Source organism: Streptomyces sp. NPDC048514 (assembly GCF_043199955.1).
In the GTDB taxonomy this organism is placed as follows: Bacteria; Actinomycetota; Actinomycetes; order Streptomycetales; family Streptomycetaceae; genus Streptomyces.
The window spans coordinates 511,502-536,708 of record NZ_JBICWT010000003.1 but is presented as its reverse complement, the minus strand read 5'-3'; the positions used below and the strand labels follow the sequence as shown (position 1 = coordinate 536,708).

At 74.6% G+C, this 25,207-nt stretch carries 15 protein-coding genes; 8 read left to right on the top strand and 7 right to left on the bottom strand.

Going from position 1 to position 25,207, the window contains the following annotated elements:
• Positions 1 to 108: 108 nt before the first annotated feature.
• Entirely contained in the window at positions 109 to 1,347 is a 1,239-nt protein-coding gene (locus ACGFT2_RS08285; protein WP_393274746.1) for a helix-turn-helix domain-containing protein, read from the bottom strand.
• Positions 1,348 to 1,872: 525 nt separating this feature from the next.
• On the opposite strand from ACGFT2_RS08285, the gene ACGFT2_RS08280 reads away from it, so the two are divergent.
• Entirely contained in the window at positions 1,873 to 2,541 is a 669-nt protein-coding gene (locus tag ACGFT2_RS08280) for a PAS domain-containing protein (protein WP_393274744.1), read from the top strand.
• 130 nt (positions 2,542 to 2,671) lie between these two features.
• On the opposite strand, the gene ACGFT2_RS08275 is transcribed toward ACGFT2_RS08280, so the two are convergent.
• Positions 2,672 to 3,190 (bottom strand): RNA polymerase sigma factor, encoded by a 519-nt coding sequence (locus ACGFT2_RS08275; RefSeq protein WP_393274742.1) that lies wholly within the window; start codon positions 3,188 to 3,190, stop codon positions 2,672 to 2,674.
• A gap of 58 nt (positions 3,191 to 3,248) precedes the next feature.
• The gene (locus ACGFT2_RS08270) at positions 3,249 to 4,592 is read right to left on the bottom strand and encodes a condensation domain-containing protein (RefSeq protein ID WP_393274741.1); all 1,344 of its coding nucleotides are present in this window, start codon (positions 4,590 to 4,592) and stop codon (positions 3,249 to 3,251) included.
• A gap of 431 nt (positions 4,593 to 5,023) precedes the next feature.
• On the opposite strand from ACGFT2_RS08270, the gene ACGFT2_RS08265 reads away from it, so the two are divergent.
• The 3 genes from ACGFT2_RS08265 to ccrA are packed head-to-tail and all read left to right on the top strand — an operon-like array spanning position 5,024 to position 19,108.
• Complete coding sequence (locus ACGFT2_RS08265) at positions 5,024 to 13,966, top strand: amino acid adenylation domain-containing protein (RefSeq protein ID WP_393274740.1); 8,943 nt, start codon at positions 5,024 to 5,026, stop codon at positions 13,964 to 13,966.
• On the top strand, positions 13,959 to 17,876 hold the full coding sequence (locus ACGFT2_RS08260) for a type I polyketide synthase (RefSeq protein ID WP_393274738.1): 3,918 nt from the start codon (positions 13,959 to 13,961) through the stop codon (positions 17,874 to 17,876). Before ACGFT2_RS08265 ends, ACGFT2_RS08260 begins: the two co-directional genes overlap by 8 nt.
• Positions 17,873 to 19,108 carry a crotonyl-CoA carboxylase/reductase gene (gene ccrA / locus ACGFT2_RS08255; protein WP_393274736.1) on the top strand — a complete coding sequence of 412 codons (1,236 nt, stop codon included), beginning with the start codon at positions 17,873 to 17,875 and terminating at the stop codon, positions 19,106 to 19,108. Before ACGFT2_RS08260 ends, ccrA begins: the two co-directional genes overlap by 4 nt.
• A gap of 265 nt (positions 19,109 to 19,373) precedes the next feature.
• On the opposite strand, the gene ACGFT2_RS08250 is transcribed toward ccrA, so the two are convergent.
• From ACGFT2_RS08250 to ACGFT2_RS08240, 3 genes are all read right to left on the bottom strand, one after another.
• Positions 19,374 to 20,039, bottom strand: coding sequence for a 4'-phosphopantetheinyl transferase superfamily protein (locus ACGFT2_RS08250; protein WP_393274734.1), 666 nt, complete (start codon positions 20,037 to 20,039; stop codon positions 19,374 to 19,376).
• A gap of 88 nt (positions 20,040 to 20,127) precedes the next feature.
• The gene (locus ACGFT2_RS08245; protein WP_393274733.1) at positions 20,128 to 21,606 is read right to left on the bottom strand and encodes a class I adenylate-forming enzyme family protein; all 1,479 of its coding nucleotides are present in this window, start codon (positions 21,604 to 21,606) and stop codon (positions 20,128 to 20,130) included.
• Entirely contained in the window at positions 21,606 to 21,860 is a 255-nt protein-coding gene (locus ACGFT2_RS08240) for a phosphopantetheine-binding protein (RefSeq protein ID WP_393274731.1), read from the bottom strand. The genes ACGFT2_RS08245 and ACGFT2_RS08240 overlap by 1 nt, the downstream gene beginning before the upstream one ends.
• A 323-nt stretch (positions 21,861 to 22,183) precedes the next feature.
• On the opposite strand from ACGFT2_RS08240, the gene paaA reads away from it, so the two are divergent.
• The 4 genes from paaA (at position 22,184) to paaD (ending at position 24,981) form a co-directional block, all read left to right on the top strand.
• Positions 22,184 to 23,299 (top strand): 1,2-phenylacetyl-CoA epoxidase subunit PaaA, encoded by a 1,116-nt coding sequence (paaA, locus tag ACGFT2_RS08235; RefSeq protein ID WP_393274729.1) that lies wholly within the window; start codon positions 22,184 to 22,186, stop codon positions 23,297 to 23,299.
• Positions 23,296 to 23,607 carry a 1,2-phenylacetyl-CoA epoxidase subunit PaaB gene (paaB, locus tag ACGFT2_RS08230; protein ID WP_393274727.1) on the top strand — a complete coding sequence of 104 codons (312 nt, stop codon included), beginning with the start codon at positions 23,296 to 23,298 and terminating at the stop codon, positions 23,605 to 23,607. Before paaA ends, paaB begins: the two co-directional genes overlap by 4 nt.
• On the top strand, positions 23,591 to 24,391 hold the full coding sequence (paaC, locus tag ACGFT2_RS08225; protein WP_393274725.1) for a 1,2-phenylacetyl-CoA epoxidase subunit PaaC: 801 nt from the start codon (positions 23,591 to 23,593) through the stop codon (positions 24,389 to 24,391). The genes paaB and paaC overlap by 17 nt, the downstream gene beginning before the upstream one ends.
• Positions 24,392 to 24,483: 92 nt before the next feature.
• Entirely contained in the window at positions 24,484 to 24,981 is a 498-nt protein-coding gene (gene paaD, locus ACGFT2_RS08220) for a 1,2-phenylacetyl-CoA epoxidase subunit PaaD (protein ID WP_393274949.1), read from the top strand.
• Here paaD and ACGFT2_RS08215 read toward each other — a convergent pair.
• On the bottom strand, positions 24,929 to 25,207 hold a 279-nt coding region (locus ACGFT2_RS08215), incomplete at its 5' end, for a hypothetical protein (RefSeq protein ID WP_393274723.1). The genes paaD and ACGFT2_RS08215 overlap by 53 nt on opposite strands.

Genomic DNA, 25,207 nt, shown 5'->3' with positions numbered 1-25,207 from the left:
CCCGTCCTCGCCCCTGGGCGGCCGCTGAGGTCCCGTGCGCGAGCCGCCCGCCGGTGACGCGGGGGTACGGGTCCTTCGATGAGCAGGCCGTACGGCGCCCGGATCCTGCTACCGCACCGCACCCGGCGCACGGGCGTCGGCCAGGGTAGTGGCCAGGGACTGCCAGACGTGGGTGGCGAGGTCGAGGTTGCGCGCGTCCGTCGCCTGCTCCCCGAGCCGGCGCAGTGCCGCGATGCCCTGCTCGGTCCGGCCGCCCATGATCATCAACCGGCCTTCGAGGACGGCCAGCCGCACCCGGTCCCCGTGGGGCAGCCGGAGATCCCCGAGCGACAGCAGGCCCTGGCAGAGGGCGCGGGCGTCGTCCAGCCTCCCGGTGTGGAAGGCGAGATGGGCACGCAGGGCCTGCAGCTCCTGCAACTCCAGCGGGGTGCCGATCAGTTCCAGGATGATCTCGGCCTCGCCGAGCCACCGTCCGGCCGCCTCGACGCGGGGCGGTGACATCTGGAGCGCGGCGGCCGACGCGGACGTACGCAGCCGGGTCCACAGGGCCAGGCCGTCCCTGCCCTGGAGCAGGCCGAGAGCGGCCTCCAGCCGGGACTGGGCGGTGGCGTGATCGCCCTGGCGGTCGCTGACCACGGACGCCGTCCACAGGGCTTCCGCCGCCTGGGAGGGGGCGGCGCCGGGCAGCAGGTCCCGCTCCATCTCCCGGACATGGCGGTCGGCCGAGTCCAGCCGGCCCAGCTCGGTCTCGACGCTGATCAGCGCCGTCAGCGCGGCCATGGTGTCCGCCGTCGGCAGGTGCGCGCCGTGTGCGACGGCGAGGGCGGTGGCGGCAGGCGGCTCGGCCGCTCGCATGTCGCCGAGGGCGCACAGGCAGCGGGCGTACCGGACGTTCGAGCGCACCCTCAGGTCCGGCGCCCCGATCAGGTCGCTCAGTTCGATCAGTTCCGCGAGGTGGCCGCGCTCCTGCTCGTAGTCACCGTGCCGGTTGCTGATGCGACCGAGCAGCCACAGCGCCTGCCAGCGGCCGGCGGGATCGTCGCGTCCGTCGTCCCGCACCGCCCGGAGCAGGTCCGCGGCGCTGTCCGTGCCGGGCGGGGCCGAGGCCGCCGCGGCGAGTGCGTGGCTGAGGCAACCTCCGGCGCGGGGCTCGGTCAGCGCGGACACGTCCACGCCGAGTTGCTGTGCGAGGTAGGTGACGACGCGCCCGGTGGGCCTGCGTTCACCCGACTCCAGGCGTGAGAGGTATCCCGTGGACATGCCCTCGCCGACGACTGCTGCCTGGCTCAGGCCCCGCTCCAGCCGGAGCCTCCTCAGCTGTCGGCCGAAGTGCGGCTGCTCAAGCATTTCGCCCTCTGATCCCTGAGGTCCTTTTGAGTCTTCTTCGCGCCATGTGTTCACGGGGCGGCGTCCGGAAGTTGCCCATACTTTAGGGAGCCTTGGCAATGGGGGCAACACAGTTGTGTGCGCGAGATTTCCCCTGTCATTTGCCGTGGTTTCCGCGCGAGTCGCCTTTCTGGACTCCCGGGCGCCGGTTCGCGGGTGGCCGAAAAGGAGCCATGGCCAAAACCGTTGGCAATGTAGTTGACCACGTAGGCAAACACTTGCCAGGGAGGTTGTCCGACCTTAGTCTCCAAGGTGCCGACCTGATGCGATATCACCCTCGCCCGCCGGAGGTTTCCGTGCCCCCTTGCGCCTTTGTGTCCGGCGGAAGCCGTGCGGCCGAGTGTGTCTGACAACGTTGTCCAAAAGGCAACTGTCATGGTTGTCGACCGATCCTGTATGGCCAGGCGCCTCCTCCGGTCCCGGGCGCCCGAGCGCCCGGACGCGGAGCGGTGCATCACAACCCCCCATGTGCAAAGGGAAGACGGTATGTCAGTGGTGACCACAAGCATCACCGCCTCATCCACCGCCGGCGGAAAGGCGGCCGCAGACCGCGGCGAGCCGTCCGGCCGGGGCAGGCGCCGCACCTACACGGCCCACGCGTCCCCGAAGGACCTGACGATCACGGCCGCGGAGACGGAATTCGCCGAGCAGTTCGGTTCGAGCCCCGGCGAGATATACGGACGGGAGCTGTGCGAACTGCTGCAGGTGCGCTCTCCCGCACGTCTGCGACACCGTTTCACCGACCTTTCCGAGGGCCGCTCGAACTGGTTCACGGAGCGGGTGACCGGCCTGAGCGACAGCGGCCGCACCTTCTGCGCGGACCTGACGGCCATAGCGGTCACCGGTCCGGCCGGCCCCGCCGGACTGGTCATCCTGCTCCGTCCCGTCGCGGACATGGGGCCGCCGCAACCCCACGACCTGACGCTGAGCGGACTCGACGCGCGCGTGCTCGAAGGCGTGGCCGGAGGCGCGTCGACCGTACAGCTGGCCGGCCGCCTCTACTTGAGCCGTCAGGGAGTCGAGTACCGCGTGGGACTGCTGCTGCGCCGGTTCGACGCTCCCAACCGTCCCGCCCTCGTGGCGCGCGCCCACGCGTCGGGACTCTTCGCTGCGGGGCAGTGGCCCCCGCAGGTGCTGCCGGAGTTCATCGAGTGACGCCCCGTGCCGTACGGCCGCCGGTGGCAGTCTCCCGCCGGCGGCCGTTCAGGTCGCCCGCGGGCACCGCTGGTGTGCGGTCCGCGCGTACCGCGGCGGACCCGCCCGCAGGCACCGCGGGTGACCCGCCCTAGGCCGCCGAGGGCTGCCAGGCCTCCCGGAACCGGAGCCGGGCGCGGTGCAGGCGGGAGCGCACCGTACCCACCGGCAGGGAGAGGACCTCCGCCATCTCCTCCTCGTTCAGGCCGTACGCCCGCAGGGTGAGGACCTGCCGGTGCGAGGTGGACAGCCGCTCCAGCACGTCGCTGATGTGCACGGCGTCCAGCGGGTTGGCCTGCTGGCCCGACTCGACCCGCAGATACGTTCCCTCCGCGCCGGTGCGCTTCGCGGTGCGGACGGCTTCGCGCACCGTCACCGACCGCACCCAGCCGTAGAACGCGGTCGGCTCGCGCAGGGTGCGCAGACCGCGGTAGACGGCGAGGAGTGCCTCCTGCGTGGCGTCGGCACCGTCGTCGTGGGTGACGGACCGGCACAACCGGGCGACGTACGGGGTGATCCCGGTCAGCAGCTGGTTCATGGCCTGCTCGTCGCCCGCCTGGGCTCGGGGCAGCAGCGCCAGGGGCGTGGGGATGTCGCTGACGGTGCTCATGTCGGAAGGAGGCTCCTTACGGTGGCCGGTCGGATGTGGCGGGCCCGTCGACCCGCCCTCAGCTCGCCCGCGCCGGGACGGGCTCGGGGGCGTCGAGGAAGGTGGCGAGCCCGGCGCGGACCTCGTCGCGGAACGCCTCGGTGAACGAGGGGCTGAAGCAGGCGGTGAAGTGCGGGAACTCGATGGCGAGCCGTCCCTCGAAGGAGACGACACACGCCATGAGGGGGCTGCGGCCCGCCTGCGGGAAGTACTGCTCCCGGGCGGGAACCAGCCGGACGTCGGTGGCCCGCAGTCCCGCCGGCAGCCGGGGGCCGCGCACGACACCCATGTTGGTGGCGATCACCGTGGCCAGCTGCAGCGTCGGACGGCCGGGGATCTCCGGCGTGATCCGCATCTCGTGGTGCGGGCCGGCCCCGGCGACGAAGTCACCGAGCCGGGCGTGGACGGTGCGGGCCAGCGTGGTGGGATCCGCCTCCGTGGAGACGTCCAGGGTCTGCAGATGCGTGGTGACGGCGGGCACCATGACCGCGGCGGGCAGCGGCGGCGTCAGCCGGGACCGCAGGTCGACGGGGGAGAGGCAGCCGAGTGTGCGCGGCCCGTCGCCCGGCAGGCGGCGGCGTGCCGCCGCGAGAAGGGCCGCGCAGACCAGGGCGTGCACGGACACGCCGGCCCGGCGCGCGGTGTGCCGCAGCCGGGTGGTGCGCTCCTCGTCGAGGGTCAGCCGGCACACCTCGATGTGCCCGTCGCCGGCCGCGCCGGTGCGGCCCGGACCGCTTGCCGCGCCGGTGGCGGCCGCCGGCGGCACGTCGTAGGGGACCAGCTCCACCGGGTGCCGCCGCGACTCCTCGATGCGCCCCTCGAGATACCCGGCGGTCTCGGCCGGATCCGCGGCGGGCAGCAACCGGCTGACGGGCTCGGGCCAGTGGGGCTCGGCGTCCGGCGCCCCGGCCGCGGCGCCCGGCATCTCCTCGCCCTCGACCAGGGCCCGGTAGCGGTCCCAGATCTCGTTGTGCAGCGCGATGCTGCTGTGCCCGTCCGTGATGGTGTGGTCCACCGAGAGGACGAACAGGTGACCGTCGCCCTCCGGCGCGCTCACCAGGACCGCCCGGCTCAGCGGCCCGCCCAGTGCCAGCGGGGTGTTCAGCTCCGCGGCGTAGGCGTCCTCGGCGAGTCCGGTCCGGGTGGTCAGCCGCGGCCGCTCGCCCTCGTCCAGCAGGCTCAGCGCGAAGCCCCCGCCGTCCGGCACGATGCGTGTCCGCAGCGACGGATGCGCCCGCGTGACCGCGTCGAACGCCGCCGACAGCGCCTCGGCGTCGATGTGACCGCGCAAGGAGGTGGAGAGCACCGCCCTGCTTCTCTGCCCGACGTACAGCGCTTCCACCGGACACAACGCACGGTGCATGTCCTCGGCCCTCATTCCGTCCGCCCACTCCCGACATCCCGAATCACCGACGGCTCGTCACCGATCGCGGGATCGACTCAACGTCCGTTCGAGGGTGCACGGTTGAGGCCGCACGAATCCACCCGTGGACGGGCGACGCGCGAAAGTCCCGGAATTTCCCTAGAGCTTGCCGGCGGCGGTTCTATCCCCGCCCCCGCGTACTTCAGGGAAAAACCTGAATTCGCCCTCCGGGACCGGGCCGGGCTTGACCGGATCCGCCCGGCTGCCGCAGCGTGAGGACCTCGTAACCGGCGGTGGGGCCGCGACCTGGCCACGCCCTCGGCGTGCGACCGTCCTTTTCCCGCCCCCGTCGGCGAGGTCGCACCCCCCTGTCCGACCGGCCGGGCTCTCCCCGGCCGGGACATTACGGCTTGCCACGTGAGGGTTGTGCTATGTCACTCCACGAGGAGTCACTCCGCGAGGACGAACGTCGACCGCTGTCCGGAGCCCAGGAGGGCCTCTGGTACGCGCAGCGGCTGGCACCCGACAGCGCCGCGTACAACACGGCGGAGGCGGTGGAGATCCACGGCGCCCTCGACACGGCTCTGTTCGAGACCGCGCTGCGCCGCACCGTCGGCGAGGCCGGCACGTTCGCGCTGCGTTTCTCCGACACCGACGACGGTCCCCGCTGCCACCCGGCACCGGACGCGGACGACTGGCCGCTGCACCGGGTCGACGTCAGCGACGCCGCCGACCCGGAGGGCGCCGCCTGGGAGCGCGTCCGCGCCGAACTGGCGACCCCGGTGGACACGGACAAGGGACCGTTGTTCACGCACACCCTCCTCACCCTCGCCGCCGACCGGCACATGTGGCTGCTGAGGGCCCATCACATCCTGCTCGACGGCTACAGCTACAAGCTCCTGGGCCGCCGTCTCGCGGACACCTACAACGCGCTCGCCGAGGGACGTGAGCCCGGCCCCACCGGCTTCGCGCCGGAGAGCCGGCTGCGCACCGAGGAGACCGCCTACCTCGCCTCCGAGCGCTGCGCCCGCGACCGCGCACACTGGACGCGGCGGCTGGCCGGACTGCCGGAGCCGGCCCGGCTCACCCGTCGCGCCGCCCCGCCCCAGGCCCCGTTCCTGCGGCACACCGCGGAAGTGGACGGCGCCGACGCCGAGGCCCTGTCCGCCGCCGCGGCCCGGTTCGACGTCACCCGCACCGACCTGCTGACCGCCGCCGTGGCCGCCTATCTGCACCGCATGACCGGCGCCGACGACCTCGTACTGGGCATGGCCACCATGAGCCGGCTCGGCAGCGCGGCGCTGCGCACCCCGGGCACCGCCTCCGACGTCCTGCCGCTGCGCGTGGCCGCCGCCCCCGGCACACCCGTCGCCGACTTCGCGCGGACCGTGGCCTCGGAACTGGCCGCACTGCGCCGGCACCAGCAGTACCGGGGCGAGTTCATCCGCCGTGACCTGGGCCTGCTGGGCACCGGGCGCCGGCTGTACGGGCCGGTGCTCAACATCGTCCCGTTCACCGAGACCCTGGACTTCGGCGGCCACCCGGCGGTCTGGCACCACCTCTCCGGCGGCGCCGTCGACGACCTGCAGATCTCGGTGCGGCCCGGAACCCGGCCCGGCGGGCTCTGGTTGGCCTTCGACGCCAACCCCGCCCTCTACGACGAGCGGGAACTCGCCCTCCACCGCGACCGGTTCCTGGCCCTGCTGCACCGGCTGGCGACGGCCGCGCCCACCACACCGCTCGGGGAACTCGACCTGCTGCTGCCCGGCGAGCACCCGGGCGGCCGGCCGGCGCGGAACCTGCCCGTCACCGCGACGCTCACCGAGCTGTTCGAGCGGCAGGCGCAGGCCCACCCGGGGCGGGTGGCGGTGACCCACGAGCAAGACCGGCTCACCTACGCCGAACTGAACGCCGAGGCCAACCGGCTGGCCCGGCACCTGAGCGAGCGCGGCGCGGGACCCGGCCGGGTGGTGGCCTTGGCGCTGCACCGGGGCCCGCGGCTGCTGCCCGCGCTGCTGGCGGTCCTCAAGACCGGCGCCGCCTATCTGCCACTGGACCCCGGACACCCCGCGCAGCGGCTCCGGCTCGTCATGGAGGACGCGGCCCCCGTGCTCCTCGTGACCGAGAGCGGCCTCGCCGCCGACCTGGGCGACGACGTCCCCGCCGTGGTCCTGGACGACCCCGCCGTCGAGACGGACCTCGCCGCACGGGCGGCCGGCGACCTGACCGACACCGACCGCGGAGGCCCGACCGGCCCGGCGGACATCGCGTACATCATCCACACGTCCGGCTCCACCGGCCGCCCCAAGGGCGTGCCCGTCGCACACGCGAACGTGGTCCGGCTCTTCGCCGCCACGGCCGAGCACTTCGACTTCGGCTCCGACGACGTCTGGACCCTGTTCCACTCCTACGCCTTCGACTTCTCGGTGTGGGAGATCTGGGGCGCCCTGCTGCACGGCGGCCGGCTCGTCGTCGTGCCGTACGCCGTCAGCCGCTCGCCCCGGGACTTCCTGAGGCTGCTGCACGACGAGGGCGTGACCGTCCTCAACCAGACGCCGTCCGCCTTCGAGCAGCTGATGGACGCCGAAGGCCCGCTGACGGACGCCGAAGGCCGGCCGGCGGACGCCGGGGGCGCCCAGCCGGGCGGGGTGGGCGCGCTGCGTCACGTCGTCTTCGGCGGGGAGGCGCTGCGCCCCGAGCGGCTGCGCCCGTGGGCCGACCGGCACGGCCTCGAAAGGCCGGCGCTCGTGAACATGTACGGCATCACCGAGACCACCGTGCACGTCACCCACCACCGCATCACCCCGGCCGACCTCACGGACCCGCGCCGCGGCAGCGTCATCGGCGCCCCGCTCGCCGATCTGCGCGTGTACCTGCTGGACGGCGACCGGCGACCGGTCCCGCCGGGCGCCGTCGGCGAGTTGTACGTCGCCGGCGCGGGCCTGGCCGCCGGGTATCTGCACCGGCCCGAGCTGACCGCCGAGCGGTTCCTCGACGACCCCTTCGGCCCGCCCGGCGGCCGCATGTACCGCTCCGGCGACCTCGCCCGGCGCCGCGCCGACGGCACCCTCGAATACCTGGGCCGGGCCGACCAGCAGGTGCAACTGCGGGGATTCCGCGTGGAACCCGGCGAGATCGAGGCCGTCCTCGCCGGCCACCCGCGGATCTCCCGGGCCGCCGTCGTCGTACGCCGGGCCGGCAACGGCGCCCAGCAGCTCGTCGCCTACACCGTGGCCGCCGGCGGCCCGCCACCGAGCCCGGCGGAGCTGCGCGCCCACGCCGCCGCCCGGCTGCCCGACCACATGGTCCCCGCGGCCTGCGTGCCCGTCGACGCGCTCCCGCTGACCGCCAACGGCAAGCTCGACGTCACGGCCCTGCCCGCGCCCGACTTCACCGCCGCCGCGGCCGGGGCACGCCCCGCGACCGTACAACAGGCCCTGCTGTGCACCCTCTTCGAGGAGGTGCTGCGGCTGCCCCGGGACACGGTCGGCGCCGACGCCAACTTCTTCGACCTGGGCGGCGACTCGCTGCTCGCCACCCGGCTGCTGGCCCGGCTGCGGCACCGGACCGGCGCCGAGGTGCCCATCACCGCCCTGTTCGAGGGGCCGACACCCGCCGCCCTCGCGCAACGGCTCGACGACACGGCGGGCGCCGCTCCCGGGCGCCCCGTCCTCGGCGCCGGCGACCGGCCGGAACGCGTGCCGCTGTCGTTCGCCCAGGAACGCATGTGGTTCCTGAACCGGCTCGACGACTCGACGGCGACCTACAACATCCCGCTGGCCGTACCGCTCGGCCCCGAAGCGGACGCCGAGGCCCTGCACGCGGCACTGGGCGACCTCGCCGACCGGCACGAGAGCCTGCGCACCGTGTTCGCCGAGAGCGAGGGCGTGCCCTGCCAGCGGATCCTGCCGCCGGGGCGGATGCGCCCGGAGCTGCACCAAGTGGACTGCCCGGCCGAGGAGATCGGCGCGCACCTGGCCGCGGCGTCCCGGCACCGATTCGACCTGACCGGTGAAAGCCCCCTGCGGGCCTGGCTGTTCGGGACCGGCGTGGAGCGGACGCTGCTTCTCGTGCTGCATCACAGCGCGGCCGACGGCTGGTCGCTGCGCCCCCTCGCCGACGACCTGACCACGGCCTACGCGGCGCGCCGCGCGGGCACGGCCCCGGCCTGGGACCCCCTGCCCGTGCAGTACGCGGACCACGCGCTCTGGCAGCGCGCCCTGCTCGCCCCCGAACCGGACGGCACGGGACACGCGGAACGACTCGTGGCGTACTGGCGCGAGGCCCTCGCCGGCCTGCCCGAGGAGTGCACCCTGCCCGGCGACCGGCCGCGTCCCACGGCACCGCGCGGCGGCGCCCACGTCACGCAGTACGTGGACGCCGCCCTGCACCGGGACCTGCTGCGCCTCGCGGAGTCCGCGGGCGCCAGCCTCTTCATCGTGCTGCACGCCGCGGTCGGCGCCCTGCTCACCCGGTGCGGCGCCGGAGAGGACGTGGTCGTCGGCGCTCCCGTCGCCGGCCGGTCGGAACCCGGCCTGGACGACCTGATCGGCCTGGTCACCAACACCCTCGTGCTGCGCGCCGACACCTCCGGCGACCCGGCCTTCCGGGAACTGCTGGCCCGGCTGCGCCCGGCCGACCTGGCCGCCCTGGACCACCAGGAGCTGCCCTTCGACCGCCTGGTGGACGAACTCAACCCGCCCCGCCTGCCCGGCCGCCACCCGCTGTTCCAGGTCATGCTGGCCCTGCAGAACAACGAGCCCGCCGTGCTCCGGCTGGAGGACCGGGCGGTGCCGTTGCGGCCCACCGCCACCGGCACGGCCAAGTTCGACCTCTTCGTCGACGTCCTCGAACGGCACACCCCGGACGGCAGCCCGGGGGGCCTGGAACTGCACGTCGAGTACGCCACCGACCTCTACGACGCGGCCACGGCCGAGGAGTTCGCCCGGACGCTGCGCCGCGTGCTGGACGTCGTGGCCGCCGACCCGGACGTACGGCTCGGCCGGCTCCCGGCGCCGGCCCCCCGCAGCTCCGCCGCACCCCGCGGCACCGACACGACCGGCCTGGTGGACGCGGCGCTCTCCGTGCCCGGCATCCGCGACGCGGTCGCCCTGCCCGCGGCCGACGGAGGCCCCGCGCGGCTGTTCGTGGTGCCGGGCCGCGCCGAGGCCGCCGAAGGCGTCGAACGGATCATGGACCGTGCCGCTGCCGGAGCGGTCCGCGTCACCGCGGTCAGCACACTGCCCCGCACCGCCGACGGCACGCTGGACTCAGCCGCGCTCGACGCCCTGCCGGCCGTCGACCGCGCCGCCGCCGAGACGTGGCGGCAGCGCCTCTCCCGCATCCCCGGCGTCGGCACGGCCGAGGTCGTCGTGGAGAACACCCCGGAGGAACTCGGCCGCAGGCACGCGGGCCCGCCGCGCCGCACCCCGCAGCCGGCACCGGCCGCCGGTCCCCGCACGGCCGCCGGCACGAAACCGGCACTGAGCGAAGGCCCGGAACTGGCCGAGCCCTCCGTGGCCGGCTGGGCCGAGGCCCTGCTGCGCGCCGCCGAACGGGCCGGCGGCGACATCGTGCACGTGCACGCCGACGGCAGCGAGACGCGGCGCGACTACGCCTCCCTCGTCCCCGAGGCCTCCCGGGTCCTGGCCGGACTGCGGCGGGCCGGGCTGCGCCCCGGCGACCAGGTGATCCTCCAGTGCGACGCGAGCGAGGACTTCCTCGCCGTGCTGTGGGGCTGCATCCTGGGTGGCTTCGTCGCCGTACCCCTCACCGTCCCCGCCTCCTACGCCACGTCCTCGGCGGCGCTCACGAAACTGGAGGGCATCTGGCGGATGCTCGGCCGGCCCTGGATCGTGTGCTCGCCGGCACTCGAAGCCGGCCTGCGGGACGTGGCGGAGCGGCAGAACTGGCCCGACCCGCGACTGACCACGGCCGACGCGCTCAGGGACGCTCCCGAGGACCGCGACTGGTACGCCGCCCGGCCGGACGACCTCATCCTGATGCTGATGACCTCCGGCAGCACGGGACTGCCGAAGGCCGTACGCCTGACCCATCGGGGCGTCCTCACCAGGTCCGCCGCCACCGAGGCCATGAACGGGCTCGGCGAGCGGGACGTCACCCTGAACTGGATCCCCCTCGACCACGTCACCGGCGTGGTGATGTTCCACCTGCGGGACGTCTACCTGGGCTGCCGGCAGATCCACGCGCCCACCTCCTGGATCCTGCAGGAGCCGCTGCGCTGGATGGACCTCGCCCACCGGCACCGGGTCACGGTCACCTGGGCGCCCAACTTCGCCTTCGGACTCCTGGCCGAACAGGCCCACCGCTTCCAGGACCGGGAGTGGGACCTGACGCCGATGCGGCTGGTGATGAACGCCGGCGAGGTCGTGGTGGCCGCCGCCGCCCGCGGCTTCCTGCACGCCCTGCGCCCCTTCGGGCTGCCGCAGGACGTGATGCATCCCGGCTGGGGCATGTCGGAGACGTGCTCGGTGGTCACCGACTCCGTGCTGCCCGCCGAGGCACCGGGCACCGACGAGACGTTCGTCAGCTGCGGCCTGCCCTACCCCGGCTTCGCCATGCGGATCGTCGACGAGCACACCGCGGTGCTGGCCGAGGGCGACGTCGGCCGGCTCCAGGTCCGCGGTACCTCCGTGACCCGCGGCTACCACGACAACCCGGCCGCGAACGCGGAGGCGTTCACCGACGACGGCTGGTTCGACACCGGAGACCTGGCGTTCCTGCGGGACGGCGAGCTGTACATCACCGGCCGTGCCAAGGACGTCATCATCGTCAACGGCGTCAACCACTACAGCCACGAGATCGAGGCCTGCGTCGAGCAACTGCCCTCCGTCGTACGCAGCTTCACCGCCGCCTGCGCGGTCCGCTCCGACCCGTCCTCGCCCACCGACGAACTCGCCCTGTTCTTCCACCTCGCCCCCGGCCCCGACCGCGCCGCCGCGATGCGCGAGATCGCCGGCAAGGTGACCCGGGAGATCGGCGTCAGCCCCGCCTTCCTCGTCCCGGTCGGCCCCGACGCCGTCCCCAAGACCGAGATAGGCAAGATCCAGCGGACCAAGCTGCGCAAGAGCTTCGAGGCGGGCGCCTTCGACGACGAGGTCCGCGAGGCCCAGCTGCTGCTGGGCACCGCGGCCACCCTCCCCGACTGGTTCCTGCGGCCGGTATGGCAGCCCGCGGAGCAGCACCACCCGCGGCCCCCGGCACCCGGCCGGCACACCCTCGTCCTGGCGGGCGGCGATCCGCGGTCCCAGGACCTCGCCGAGCGCCTGGCCCGGTCGCTGCGCGCCGGCGGCGGCCTGTGCACCCAGGTCACCGACGGCACGTCGTACGAGCGGCTGGACGCCGCCCGCTACCGGATCCGGCCCACCGAGGACGCCGACCACGCGGCGCTGCTGGAATCGCTGGCTACCGACCGGCGGCCGGTCGACGCCGTCGTGCACCTCGGCGCGCTGCACACCGGGCACGCCATCGAGACCGCACCCAACCGGACCGCACCCGGTGAGGCCGCACCCGATGGGGACGCACCCAACCGGACCGCACCCGGTGAGGCCGCACCCGATGGGGACGCACCCAACCGGACCGCACCCGGCGAGGCCGCACCCGACGAGGCCGCTGCCCTCTCCCTGCTGGCGCTCGCCCGGGCCCTCACCTCCCGGCCCGGCGAACCGCACCCGGTGGACCTGCTGTACGTCACCGCTGGCGCCCAGGCGGTCACCGCGCAGGACCGTCCCGACCCGGCGCAGGCCATGGCCGGCGCCGTACTGAAGTCGCTGCCCGAGGAGTCCGGCCGGCTGCGCTGCGTCCACCTCGACCTCCAGCCGGACGGCGACGAGGACGTGGTGGCCCTGCTGTCGGCCGAAGCGGCGCACCCACCCGTCGACACCGAGGTGGCCCGCCGCGGCGGACGGCGCCATGTCCGGCGGCTGGCCCCGCCGGCCGACCCGGCGGCCCGTGAGGCACCGCCCGCGGCCGACGGCTTCCACCTGATCAGCGGAGGCCTGGGCGGGGTCGGCACCGAACTCGCCGCCCACCTCCTGCAGACGCCAGGCACCCGGCTGCTGATCCTCGGACGCACGCCGCTGCCCGCGGAGGACACCTGGGAGCGGTACCCGGCCGACGGGACCCCCGTGGCCGCCCGCATCGAGGCCGGCCGGCGGCTGCGGCGACTCGGCGAGGTGCGCTACGCGTGCGCCGACGTCACCGACGAACGGCAGGTGCGGGAAGCGGTCGACGCGGCCACCGAGGCATGGGGCGTCCCCCTGGTGTCCGTGCTGCATCTGGCCGGCGCCCTGGTCGAACGGCCCGTCGGCGAACTGGACCCCGCCACCTGGCGCGCGGCCCTGGACGCCAAGGCGCGCGGCGCCTGGACCCTGCACCGCGTCGCCGCCGGCCACCCGGTCACCTCCTTCGTCACCTTCTCCTCGGTGAACGGCTACTTCGGCGGCGCCATGAACACCGCCTACGCCGCGGCCAACGCCTACCTCGACGCCCTCGCCCTGCACCGCCGCGCCCTCGGCCTGCCCGCGCAGAGCCTGGCCTGGAGCATGTGGCACGAGCGCGGCATGAGCAGCGGCTACCGGCTCACCGCGCTCACCGAGGCGCGCGGCTACCGGGTGCTGGACGGCACCGCCGCGCTGCGCTCCTTCGACCTCGCCCGCGCCCTGGACGAACCCCACCTGCTGATCGGTGCCGACCGCACCGCGCCCTGGGTTCGCAGCCATGTGCTCGAACCGGCCCGGCAGGTACGGCGGCTGGCCGGACGCGTCGCCCTGGAGGAGGGCGCCGACCTCGGCGCGCTGCACCGGGCGGCCGCCGGCGCCGCCGGGGGCGACCACTGGGTGCTGCGCGCCGCCGGCAGCGCCGAACAGCCGGCGGCGGCCACCGGCACCGGGGAGCGGGTCCTCGGCCTGGAGAGCCGGCTCGCCGAGCTGTGGTGCGCCGTCCTGGGACGCGACCGGGTGGGCCGGGACGAGAACTTCTTCGACCTGGGCGGCAATTCACTGCTCCTGGTCACCGCCCAGAACGCCGTCAACCGGGACCTCGGCTGCGACCTGTCGGTCGTCGACCTCTTCGCCCACCCGACGGTGCGCGACCTGGCCCGCCACCTGGCGGCCCTGACCGGCCCGCCGGCCGGGGCGGACCCGCAGGCGGCGAAGACCCGCACGGGCGAACCCCGGACAGGCGACCCGCGAGCGGGCGATCCGCAGGCGGGCGATCCGCAGGCGCCCGCCGGGGGCAACGGAGGCTCCGGGAGCACGAGCGCGCTGGAACGCGCCAAGGAACAGGCACAGCGGCAGCGCGCGGCCCGGGCCCGCCGCTCCGCACGGCAGGGGAAGGACCGAGGCCATGCATGAGACGACCGGACCGCAGGACGAGGAGGCGCCCGCCGTCGCCGTGATCGGCATGGCCGGCCGCTTCCCCGGCGCCGACGACCTGGACGCCTTCTGGGACAACCTGGCCGCCGGACACGAGTCGGTACGGCCCGTCACCGACGAGGAGTTCCTCGCCGCCGGCGGCGACCCCCGCGACCTCGACGATCCGTCGCTGATCCGCATGGCGTCGGTCGTGGACGGCATCGACCGGTTCGACTCCGGGTTCTTCGGCTACACCCCCGCCGAGGCCGCCGTCGTCGACCCGCAGCAACGGCTGCTGCTCGAGACCGCGTACCACGCGCTGGAGGACGCCGGCCGCCTCGGCACGGACACCGGCAACGGCACCTTCGGCGTGTACGCGGGCAGCGGGGACAGCCGCTACTACCCCGCCCATGTGCACCCCAGGTACGCCGGGCAGCCCGGGTCGGTCGAGCTGGTGCACGCGGCCACCGCCAACTCCCTCGGCACACTCGCCACCCGCATCTCCTACGAGCTGGGGCTGACCGGCCCGAGCCTGTCGCTGCAGACGGCGTGTTCCACCGCGCTCGTCGCCGTGCACACCGCCTGCCAGGACCTGCTCGACCACCGCTGCGACACCGCGCTCGCCGCAGCCGCCTCCCTCAACCCCTCCGCGCTGCTCGGCTACCGGTACGTGCCCGGCGGCCCCTTCTCGCCCGACGGCCACTGCCGCGCGTTCGCCGCGGACGCCGCCGGCACCTCCTCCGGCGACGGCGTCGGCGCCGTCGTACTCAAGCGGCTGGAGGACGCCCTGGCGGACGGCGACCGCATCCGGGCCGTGATCCGGGGCAGCGCCGTCAACAACGACGGGCGCCGCAAGGTCGGCTTCAGCGCACCCAGCGCCGCCGGACAGACCGAGGTCGTCCTCGCCGCGCAGGCCCAGGCCATGGTCGACGCCGACACCATCGGCCTGGTCGAGGCGCACGGCACCGCCACCCGGCTCGGCGACCCCATCGAGGTGGCGGCGCTCACCGAGGCCTTCCGGCAGTCCAGCCGGCGCAGCGGCACGTGCGCCCTCGGCTCGGTGAAGACCAACATCGGCCACCTTGGGGCGGCCGCCGGCATCGCCGGACTCGTCAAGGCGGTCCTCGCCCTCGAACACCGGCAGATACCGCCCAGCCTCCACTTCGAACAGCCCAACCCCCTCATCGACTTCGCCGCCGGCCCCTTCCGGGTCCCCACCGCACTGGAGGACTGGCCCGCCGCCGGCCACCCGAGGAGGGCCGCGGTCAGCGCCTTCGGCATCGGCGGCACCAACGCCCACGTCGTCCTCGAGGAGGCGCCGCCCACCGCGCCCGCCCCGCCCCGCGCGCCCGAGGACGGACGGCGCCTGGTGCTGCCGCTGTCCGCGCGCACGGCCGGCGCCCTGCGCGGCCAGGCCGAGCGGCTCGCCCGCCACCTGGAGCGGCGCCCGGAACTGCGCCTGGACGACGTGGCGCACTCCCTGCGCACCGGCCGGCCCGCGCTGCGCCACCGCCTGACGGTGACGGCCGCATCCCGGGACGAGGCACTGTCGGCGCTGCGCGCCGCCGTCCCCGGCACCCCGCCGCTGTCCGACGAGCCCGCCCGGGTGGCGTTCCTCCTGCCCGGCGGCGGCACCCAGTACCCGGGCATGGGCGCGGAACTCTACCGCGAGCAGGACGTCTACCGTGACACCGTCGACGACTGCGCGCGCATCCTGCGCCCGGTCCTCGGCGCCGACCTGCGCACCGCCCTGTTCGAGCAGCGGCGCTCGGACAGCACGAGCACCTTCCTCGCCCTCGTCGTGACCGAATACGCCCTCGCCCGCACCCTCATGGCGGCCGGGGTACGCCCGGACGCGCTCATCGGGCACTCGCTCGGCGAGTACACCGCCGCCTGCCTGGCCGGGGTCATCGACCTCGACGACATGCTGCCCCTGGTCACCGAGCGGATCCGGCTGATCAGCTCCGCGGGCGGCGCGACCGTCGGGGTGGCGGCGCCGGTCGAGGAGGTGCTGCCACTCCTCGACGACGAGCTGTCCCTGGCCGCGGTCAACGGCCCCGCCGCCTGCACCGTGGCCGGGTACGACGCCGCCGTGACGCGCCTGGAGGCCGAACTGGCCCGCCGCGACATGCCGTTCCGCCGGCTGCGGATACCCGCCGCCGCCCACTCCCACGTGCTGGACCCGGTTCTGGAGACGTACGAGCGGCGGCTGCGGGGCGTGACCCTGCGCCCGCCCCGGATCCCGTTCGTCACCAACGTCACCGGTACCTGGATCACCGACGCCCAGGCGACCTCGGTCCGGCACTGGATCGCCCACACCCGCGACACCGTACGGTTCGCCGACGGCATCACGGCGCTGTGGGAGCGGGGCCGCCCCGTCCTGGTGGAGATCGGGCCGGCGGACACCCTCACCAAGCTGGCCGCGGCCCAACTGGCACCCGAGGCACCGGTGACGGTGACCACGATGCGGCACGCCAAGGCCGACGCCTCCGACGGATTCGTCCTCACCGAGGCACTGGGCCGGCTGTGGAGCGCGGGCGTGGACACCGCGCTGCCCGCCGCCCCGGACACGGCCCGGCGGGCACCGCTGCCCCCCTACGCGTTCGAGCGGCACCGCCACTGGCTCGACGCCCCCGGCGCCCGCACCGGACCGGGCGCCCAGGACACCGCCGCCGCCCCGGACGCGGGGCCTTCCCTCGGCCCGCGGCCCCGGCTCACGACCGAGCACGTGTCCCCGCGCACCGACCGCGAACAGGCGGTCACCCGGCTGTGGGAGGAGACCCTCGGCATCGGCGGCATCGGCGTGCACGACAACTTCTTCGACCTGGGCGGCGACTCGATGCGCGCCGTCCTGCTGGCGGGCCGGCTGCGGCAGGCTGGTGTGCTCGACCTCCCGGCCGCGACCCTGCTTGCCGCGCCCACCGTCGCCGGTGTGCTCGCCGCGACCGACGGCACCGGCGCGCAGCCGGAGAGCGGCGGCGCGAACGCCCTCGCACCGCTGCTGCCGCTGCGCGCCGAGGGCGGTGCCGCACCGCTGTTCTGCGTCCACCCCGGTGCGGGCGTGTCCTGGCGGTACACCGGTCTGCTGCCCCACCTGGGCGGCGACCAGCCGGTCTACGGCATCCAGGCCGCGGGGCTCGACGGCTCCCGCCCGCCCGCGCCGGACGCCGCCGCCATGGTCGCCTCCTACGTCGACCTCGTCCGCGAGACGCAGCCGCAGGGGCCCTACCGGCTCCTGGGCTGGTCGTACGGCGGTTTCGTGGCACACGCCATGGCCTGCGCGCTGCAGGAGCGCGGCGAACGGGTGGAGCTGCTGGCCATGCTGGACGCTCCCCAGCCCCACGGCAGCGAGTACGACGCCGCGGAGGCCGAACGGCAGGTCGCGGCCCTGCTGATGCGGGTCGCAGGGCTGCCGGTGGCGCCGGGCGCGGCCGATGTGCCGGACGTGCCGGACGTCCTCGACCGCATCGGCGCCGATGTCGCGGCGGACCCGGCGAGTTCGCCGGTGACCCGCGCCGAGGCGGCTGCCATCGCCGAGGTCATGCGCAACAACCTGCGCCTCGCCCCCCAGTTCGCGCCCGGCCTCTTCCACGGGGACGTGCTGTTCTTCGGCGCGGCCCGGGAGGAGGCCACGGACTTCCCCGGGGACCTCGCGGTGCTGCCCGACAAGGCCGACGGCTGGCGGCCACACGTCGCCGGGACCCTGCACACCCACAGCGTGCCCTGCGGGCACTACGAGATGACCGAACCCGAGCCCATGGCGCTGATCGGCGCCGCGGTCGCCAAGGCGCTGCGCCGGGCCGGCGACCGCACCACCACGCCGACCCCCGTCCTTCCGGCCCCAGGGGGCCTCGACACACCCGTTCACCGGGCCCCCGGGGGCCCCGACCGTGCAGGAGATCCCACGTGACCGTGATCGCGCCCCAGGACCTCTACGAACTCGGTGACGCGCCGGAACTCGGCACCGTGCCCAGGCAGATGTACGCCTCCCTCATCCGCCGGGAACGCTACGGGCGGCCCGTCGACGCGTTCCGCACCGAGATCGTCGACGTCCCCCCGGTGCGGCGCGGGCAGGTGCTCGTCAAGGTGATGGCGGCCGGGGTCAACTACAACAACGTCTGGGCGGCGCTCGGCCAGCCGCTCGACGTGATCGCCGCCCGGCAGAAGGCCGGTGCCGTGGAGGACTTCCACATCGGCGGCTCCGACCTGTCCGGCATCGTGTGGGCCGTCGGCGAGGACGTGCGCGGCGTACGGCTCGGCGACGAGGTCGTCGTGCTCGCCAGCCGCTGGGACGAGTCGGCCGAGGACATCCGGCTCGGCGCCGACCCGGCCTTCTCCAGCACTCAGCGGGTGTGGGGGTACGAGGAGAACTACGGCTCCTTCGCCCAGTTCGCCGTCGTCGACGACTACATGTGCCACCCCAAGCCCACCCGGCTGTCCTGGGCGGAGTCCGCCTGCTACATGGCGACGGCGGCCACCGCCTACCGCCAGCTTTTCGGCTGGGAGCCGCACACGGTCCGGCCCGGCGACCCGGTGCTGATCTGGGGCGGCGCCGGCGGTCTCGGCAGTATCGCCATCCAGCTCGTCCGGCACGTCGGCGGCATCCCGGTCGCGGTCGTCTCCAGCGAGGAGCGCGGCGAGTTCTGCGTGAAGCTCGGCGCACAGGGGTGGATCGACCGGCGCGACTTCGAGCACTGGGGCCGGATGCCGGACACGTCGGACGAGGCGGCGATGGGCCGCTGGCTGACCGGGGCCCGCGCCTTCGGACGGCGCTTCTGGGAGGTGCTCGGTGAGCGCCGCAGCCCGCGCATCGTGCTGGAGCACTCGGGCGCCGACACCATCCCGACCTCCATGTACCTGTGCGACAACGGGGGCATGGTCGTCATCTGCGGCGGCACCACCGGCTACAACGGGGATGTGGACCTGCGGTTCCTGTGGATGCGGCAGAAGCGCCTGCAGGGCTCGCACGTGGCGAGCGCCCGGGAGGCGCGGGAGGTGACCCGGCTGATCGACCAGGGTGTCGTCGACCCGTGCCTGTCACGCACGTTCGGCTTCGAGGAGGTCGGCCTGGCGCACCAGCTCATCCACGACAACCGCCACCCGGCGGGCAACATGGCGGTCCTGGTCAACGCACCGGCCTGACGGACCCCTGCTCGACGGCCCCCTGCCAGCCGACCCCGCACCAGGGCCGGCGCCCGCCGGCCCTGGTGCGGGTCGGCGCCCGAGCCACCAGCCGGACGGCGGTCCGGGCACCGGCCTCTCGGCGCCGGAGACGGGGCTCCGATCGAGCGCGGGTCGCGTGGCACGGACGCCCTGGTCCGGGTGCGCGTGCGCGTGCGGACCTCGGTGTCGGCGCCGGGCGATGGAAGCCGGCGCCGGTCCGGTCGGTACGGGTGCGGCCGTGGGTTCAGTGGGCCGGCCGGCCGAGGACCGTGCTGAAGACGCCCGGGCCCGTCGTGATCACGTGGACGTGCACGGCGGGCGCCGCCGCGTTCCGCGCCTCGACGCGCAGGCCGTCCGCCCAGGGCCGCGCACGCAGGTCGCGCAGGCCGCGCAACTCGCCGCCGGGCAGGGGTTCCCGGCCGGTGTGCAGGGCTTTCCAGGCGGCCTCCTTGGCGGAGAACAGCGCGGTCACCGACCACGGCGCGCCCCCCGGCCGCGCGGCGGACAGCATGTCCTCCTCGTCCTCGCGCAGCACCAGGCGGGCCGCACCCGCGGGGAGCGGACGCAGTTCCAGATCGCAGCCGAGCGGAGTGTCACGGCCCGGCGCGCGCGCCACGGCGACCGCCACCCCGGCGCTGTGCGAGATGGACGCCGCTCGCCCGGGCGGGAACCGCGGCAGCCGCCCGGCACGCGGGATCTCCCCGCAGTCCAGCCCCACCGCGCGCAGCGCACGGCGCGCGGCGAGCCGCCCGGCGAGGAACTCCAGACGGCGTGGCGGCGGCATCGACGACACCGCGGACGCCTCGCCGGGCCCGGCGGGCGAGAGCCGCGGTTCGGTGACGGACGCGACCCCCAGGCCCAGCCCCGACTCCGCCAACTCCTCCCGGAATGCTTGAAGTCGGGCGGCCACGAGACGACCGAGACCGGCCGCCGCCTGCCCGCGGCGGCCGGCCGGGTTCGGGGGAGCCGGGGCGCCCGACGGCTGCCGGGACACGCCGTCAGGCCCGCAACAGCTTCTTGATGATCTTGCCGGCCGGGTTGCGCGGCACCTGCTCGATGAACTCCACCCGCCGCGGCCGCTTGTAGGGCGCCAGCCGCTGGGCGACATGGGCGAGGAGTTCCACGGTACCGGTCCCCGGTTCGGCCACGACGTACGCCAGCGGCACCTCGCCGTAGTCCTCGTCGCCCATGCCGACGACCGCGGCGTCCCGGACCGCGGGATGGGTCATCAGGGCGCGCTCGATCTCCGACGGGTAGACGTTCTGGCCGGCGCGGATGATGAGGTCCTTGGTGCGGTCCACGAGGTGGATACGGCCCGCCTCGTCCACGAAGCCCAGGTCCCCGGTCCGGATCCAGCCGCCGAGGTCGATCTCCCGGGAGGCCTCGGGATCGTTCCAGTACCCCTGCATGACGCCCGGCCCGCGCACGACGATCTCACCGATCTCACCGCGCGGCAGTTCCGTGCCGGCCTCGTCCGTCGCGCGCGCGGACATGCCGGGCACCACGCGTCCGCAGGGGATGCGCGCGGTGACGTCTCCGGGGGCGGGGTGCTCGTCGGGGCCGAGGGTGACGAACGGACCGCCGACCTCCGTCATGCCGTAGACCTGCCGGAAGCCGCAGCCGAGCCGCCGTACGGCCTCCGCGTACACGTCGAGGGGCATGGGGGCCGCGCCGTACAGGACCTCCCGGAGCGTGGACAGATCGGTCCGCTCGGCGCCCTTGGCCTGCAGCATGAACCGCAGCATCTGCGGGACCAGCCACATGTGCGTCGCGCGGCGCTCCGCCACGGCGGCCAGCGCCCGCTGCGGGGTGAAGCCGGGCATCAGCACGATGGTGGCGCCCGCGGCCATGTAGGTCAGGGACACCACCATGCTGCCGTGGTACAGCGGGCAGCAGTTGACCATGACGATGTCGTCCGTGGGCCGGGCCATCACCAGCCAGCCCAGGGCGATGGCGCGGAACGAGGCACTGTCGACCGTGACGCCCTTGGCCTGGCCGGTGGTCGCCGACGTGTGCAGCACGGCGACCGGATCGGTGTCGGCCACGGCCGGCAGGACCCGGTCGGCGGCCATGGTCCCCAGCGCCTCGAACGCGGGCTTGTCGAACGCCACCCTGATCCGCACCGACGCCGGCAGCTCGGGGTGCCGGTCCAGCAGTTCCGACTCGCCGAGCACGGCCACCGCGCCGACACGTTCGACGATCCCGGCGACCTCGGGCACCGTCAGGCTGTGGTTCAGCGGGACGAACAGCGCGCCCAGCCGGGCCAGCGCGAAATAGCTCTCCAGGACCTCGATGCGGTCCTTCGCCAGGACGGCGACCCGGTCACCGCGTTCGATGCCCAGGTCGGCCAGGCCGCGGGCGAGTTCGAGCGTGCGGTCGTGCAACTGCGACCACGTGACCTCGCGCCGCTCGTCGACCAGCGCCGTCCGCTCCGCGAAGCACTGGCGGTTGCGTTCCAGCAGCTGCGTCAGCCACATCAGGCACCGCCGCCGGCACCGGCCGCGGAACGCTCGGCCACGAACCGCTCGTAATCGGCGATCGAGTGCAGCTTCTCCATGTCGTCGGCCGTGATCTCCACACCGGAGCGCTGCTCGACGAGCAGGACGAGACGCACCAGGTCCCCGGAGTCGATGCCACTCGCCGCGAGGTCGACGTCGTCGCCGACCCGGTCGCCGTCGGCGAACTCCTGCGTGCCGGTGAGCTCGACCAGCAACTCCCTGATGGTGCTCATGGTTTCCCCTTCCACCGCGGCGAGCCGGCCGCCGAGCGGGTCGCGTCTGTCGCCTGTCACCCGAACAAGAGGCGGTCGCGCCGAGGCGCAATCCCCCCGGGGTGGGGTGACCTTTGTCACGCGGTCGGGCCGCGGGGCGGGGGATTGCGGACCCGCCGTGGGGCCTCTTTCCGAGACGGAGGCTGTGCCCGACCTGCCGGGCGACGTCAGCGCCACGAATGCCCGAGGAGTGCCGAAGGAGTGATGCCAGTGCCCAGGCGAGGGATCCGGGTCGGGGACGCGTACGCCCCTGTCGCGGCGGAGACCGGCCGGGGAGGCGGAGCATGAGCGGGCCATCGGCGGACACCGCGGCCGACGGTACGCACGCGCCGCTCGGCCGGGACGATCTGCCCGACCGGTTCGAGGCGCTCGTCGCCGCGGGGGAGGCCGTCGAACCGCGGGACTGGATGCCCGACGGCTACCGCCGCATGATGATCCGCCAGATCGCGCAGCACGCGCACTCCGAGATCATCGGCATGCAGCCGGAGGGCGCCTGGCTCACCCGGGCGCCGTCCCTGCACCGCAAGTCGGTGCTCATCGCCAAGGTCCAGGACGAGGCCGGTCACGGTCTGTACCTCTACTCGGCCGCCGAGACACTCGGGGTGGACCGCGACGAACTGCTCGACGCCCTGCACGGGGGACAGCAACGCGCCTCGGCGACGTTCAACCACCCCGCGCTGACCTGGGCGGACACCGGCACCATCGCGTGGCTGACGGACGGCGCCGCCGTCATCAACCAGGCGCCGCTGTGCCGCACTTCGTACGGGCCGTACGCGCGGGCGATGCGCCGGGTCTGCCAGGAGGAGGCCTTCCACGTGCGGCAGGGCTACGACCTGATGCGCGCCCTGTGCGAAGGCACGCCGGAGCAGCGGTCCATGGCCCAGGACGCGGTGAACCGCTGGTGGTTGCCGGCCGTGGCGCTGATGTTCGGGCCGCCCGACACACAGGCGGGCGGTGCCGACGCCAGGACCGCCGCGCTCGGTGCCGCGGTCTCCCGCCGGGCCATGGCCTGGGGCATCAAGCGCCACACCAACGACGAGCTGCGTCAGCGCTTCGTCGACAGCTGCGTCCCGCAGGCCGAACGCCTCGGCCTGACCCTGCCGGACCCGGCGATCCGGTGGAACGAGGAGCGCGGCCACTACGACTTCACGCCCGTCGACTGGGACGTCTACCGGCAGGCCCTCGGGGACGACACGCACTGGTCCCGGCAGCGCATCGCACACCGGCGCGCCGCACACGAGGACGGCGCCTGGGTGCGAACGGCCGCCGCCGCGTACGCCGCCCGCACGGCTGCCGGTGCCGATGTCGGCGTAGGTGCCGGTGCCGGTGCCGGTGTCGGTGCCGGTGTCGGTGTCGGTGTCGGAAAGAGCACGCACGACGGGACGGGGGAGCAGGTATGAACCGGGAGGGAGAGGGGGCCCCCGCCTCCTGGGAGGTCTTTCTGAGGCCCCGGCGCGGTCTCGCCCACCAGCACGTGGGCTCGGTGCGCGCCTCCGACGCGGACACGGCCCTGCTCAGGGCCCGCGACCTGTACACGCGGCGCGGCGACCCGCTGTCGCTGTGGGTGGTCCGCTCCGACGCCGTGCACACCGCCTCCCCGGACGAACGCGACCCGTTCTTCGCCAACGCCCGGCACAAGCCGTACCGGTACCCGCAGCAGTTCGCGCCGCTGACCGAGAAAGGCCCCGACGGTGACCACGACCTCTGACCCGGCACCCGGCACCGCGGGAGGCGTCCGTGCCGACACCGATCTCGCCGTACACCTGCTGCGCCTCGGCGACGACGCGCTCGTCCTCGGCCAGCGGCTGTGCCAGTGGATCACCCGGGCGCCGACCATCGAGGAGGACCTGGCGCTGTCCAACATCGCCCTCGACCTCATCGGCCAGGCCCGGGTGCTGTTCACCCTCAGCGGACGCGCCGACGGAACCGGCCGCGGCGAGGACGACTTCGCCTTCGGCCGCACCGACCGGGAGTTCACCAACGCCCTGCTGACCGAGCTGCCGAACGGCGACTTCGCGGCGACCGTCGCCCGGCAGCTCGTCCACACCCACTACGCCGTCCTCCACTACGAGGCGCTGGGCGGGTGTGCGGACCCCGAACTCGCCGCGTTCGGGCAGCGGGCCGCCAAGGAGGTCGCGTTCCACCGGCTGCACGCCGACACCTGGACCGAGCGGCTCGGCCTCGGCACTCCCGAGAGCGGCCGCCGGATGCAGGAGGGCCTGGACCGGGTGTGGCCCTACACGGCGGAACTGTTCGAGGAGGACGAGGTGCTGCGCCGGCTCGTCGCGGCCGGCACCGTGCCCTCACCGGCTCCGTTGCGCCCGCTGTGGGAGCGGCGCACCAGCGAGGTCGTCGCCCGCGCCGGACTCACCGTGCCCACCCCGCCGTGGCAGGCCCGCGGCGGCCGGGCGGGCCTGCACACCGAGGAGTTCCCGTCACTGATCGCCGAACTGCAGTCGGTGCACCGCCAGTTCCCCGGAGGCACCTGGTGAGCGGCCGTACCGCCCCGGCGGCGACGTCCGGCCCGCGCGGCCCGGCGCGTCCGGCGCCGGAGATGCGGGTGCCGGCGCGTCCGGCGCCGGAGATGCGGGTGCCGGCGCGTCCGGTATCGGAGATCCGGACGCTGGTGGAGGCCCTGCCGGACCCGGAGCTGCCGGTGATCGGACTGGGCGACCTCGGCGTGATCCGCTCGGTCGCCCCCGGTGCCGACGGAGTGCTGGAAGTGGAGGTCACACCCACCTATCTGGGCTGTCCCGCACTGCCCGCCATCGTCTCGGCGATCCAGCAGGTGCTCACCGCCGGTGGCCACCCGGACGGACGGGTCCGTCAGGTGCTGACACCGCCGTGGACGACGGACCGCATCACGGCGGCCGGGCGGGACAAGCTCGCCGCCCACGGCATCGCCCCGCCCGCGCCGGCGCACGGGGACGGCCCGGTCCTCGTCCAGCTCGCCGGGGTGCTCTGCCCGCACTGCGGTTCCCGGGCCACCCGGCCGCACAGCACCTTCGGACCCGCCCGCTGCCAGTCGATCATGCGGTGCACCGCCTGCCACGAGCTGTTCCCGCACCTGACCGCGCTATGAGGTCCACCGTGAACACCCCCGCCACCACCGCCACTTCCACTCCCGCCGCCATCTCCACTCCGGCCGCCGTTTCCACCACCTCGGCTCGAGGCGCCGCCACGTCGGCGTCCGAGCGAGGCACTGCCGCCACTGCCGCCACGTCGGCGTCCGAGCGAGGCACTGCCGCCACTGCCGCCACGTCGGCGTCCGAGCGAGGCACTGCCGCCACTGCCGCCACGTCGGCGTC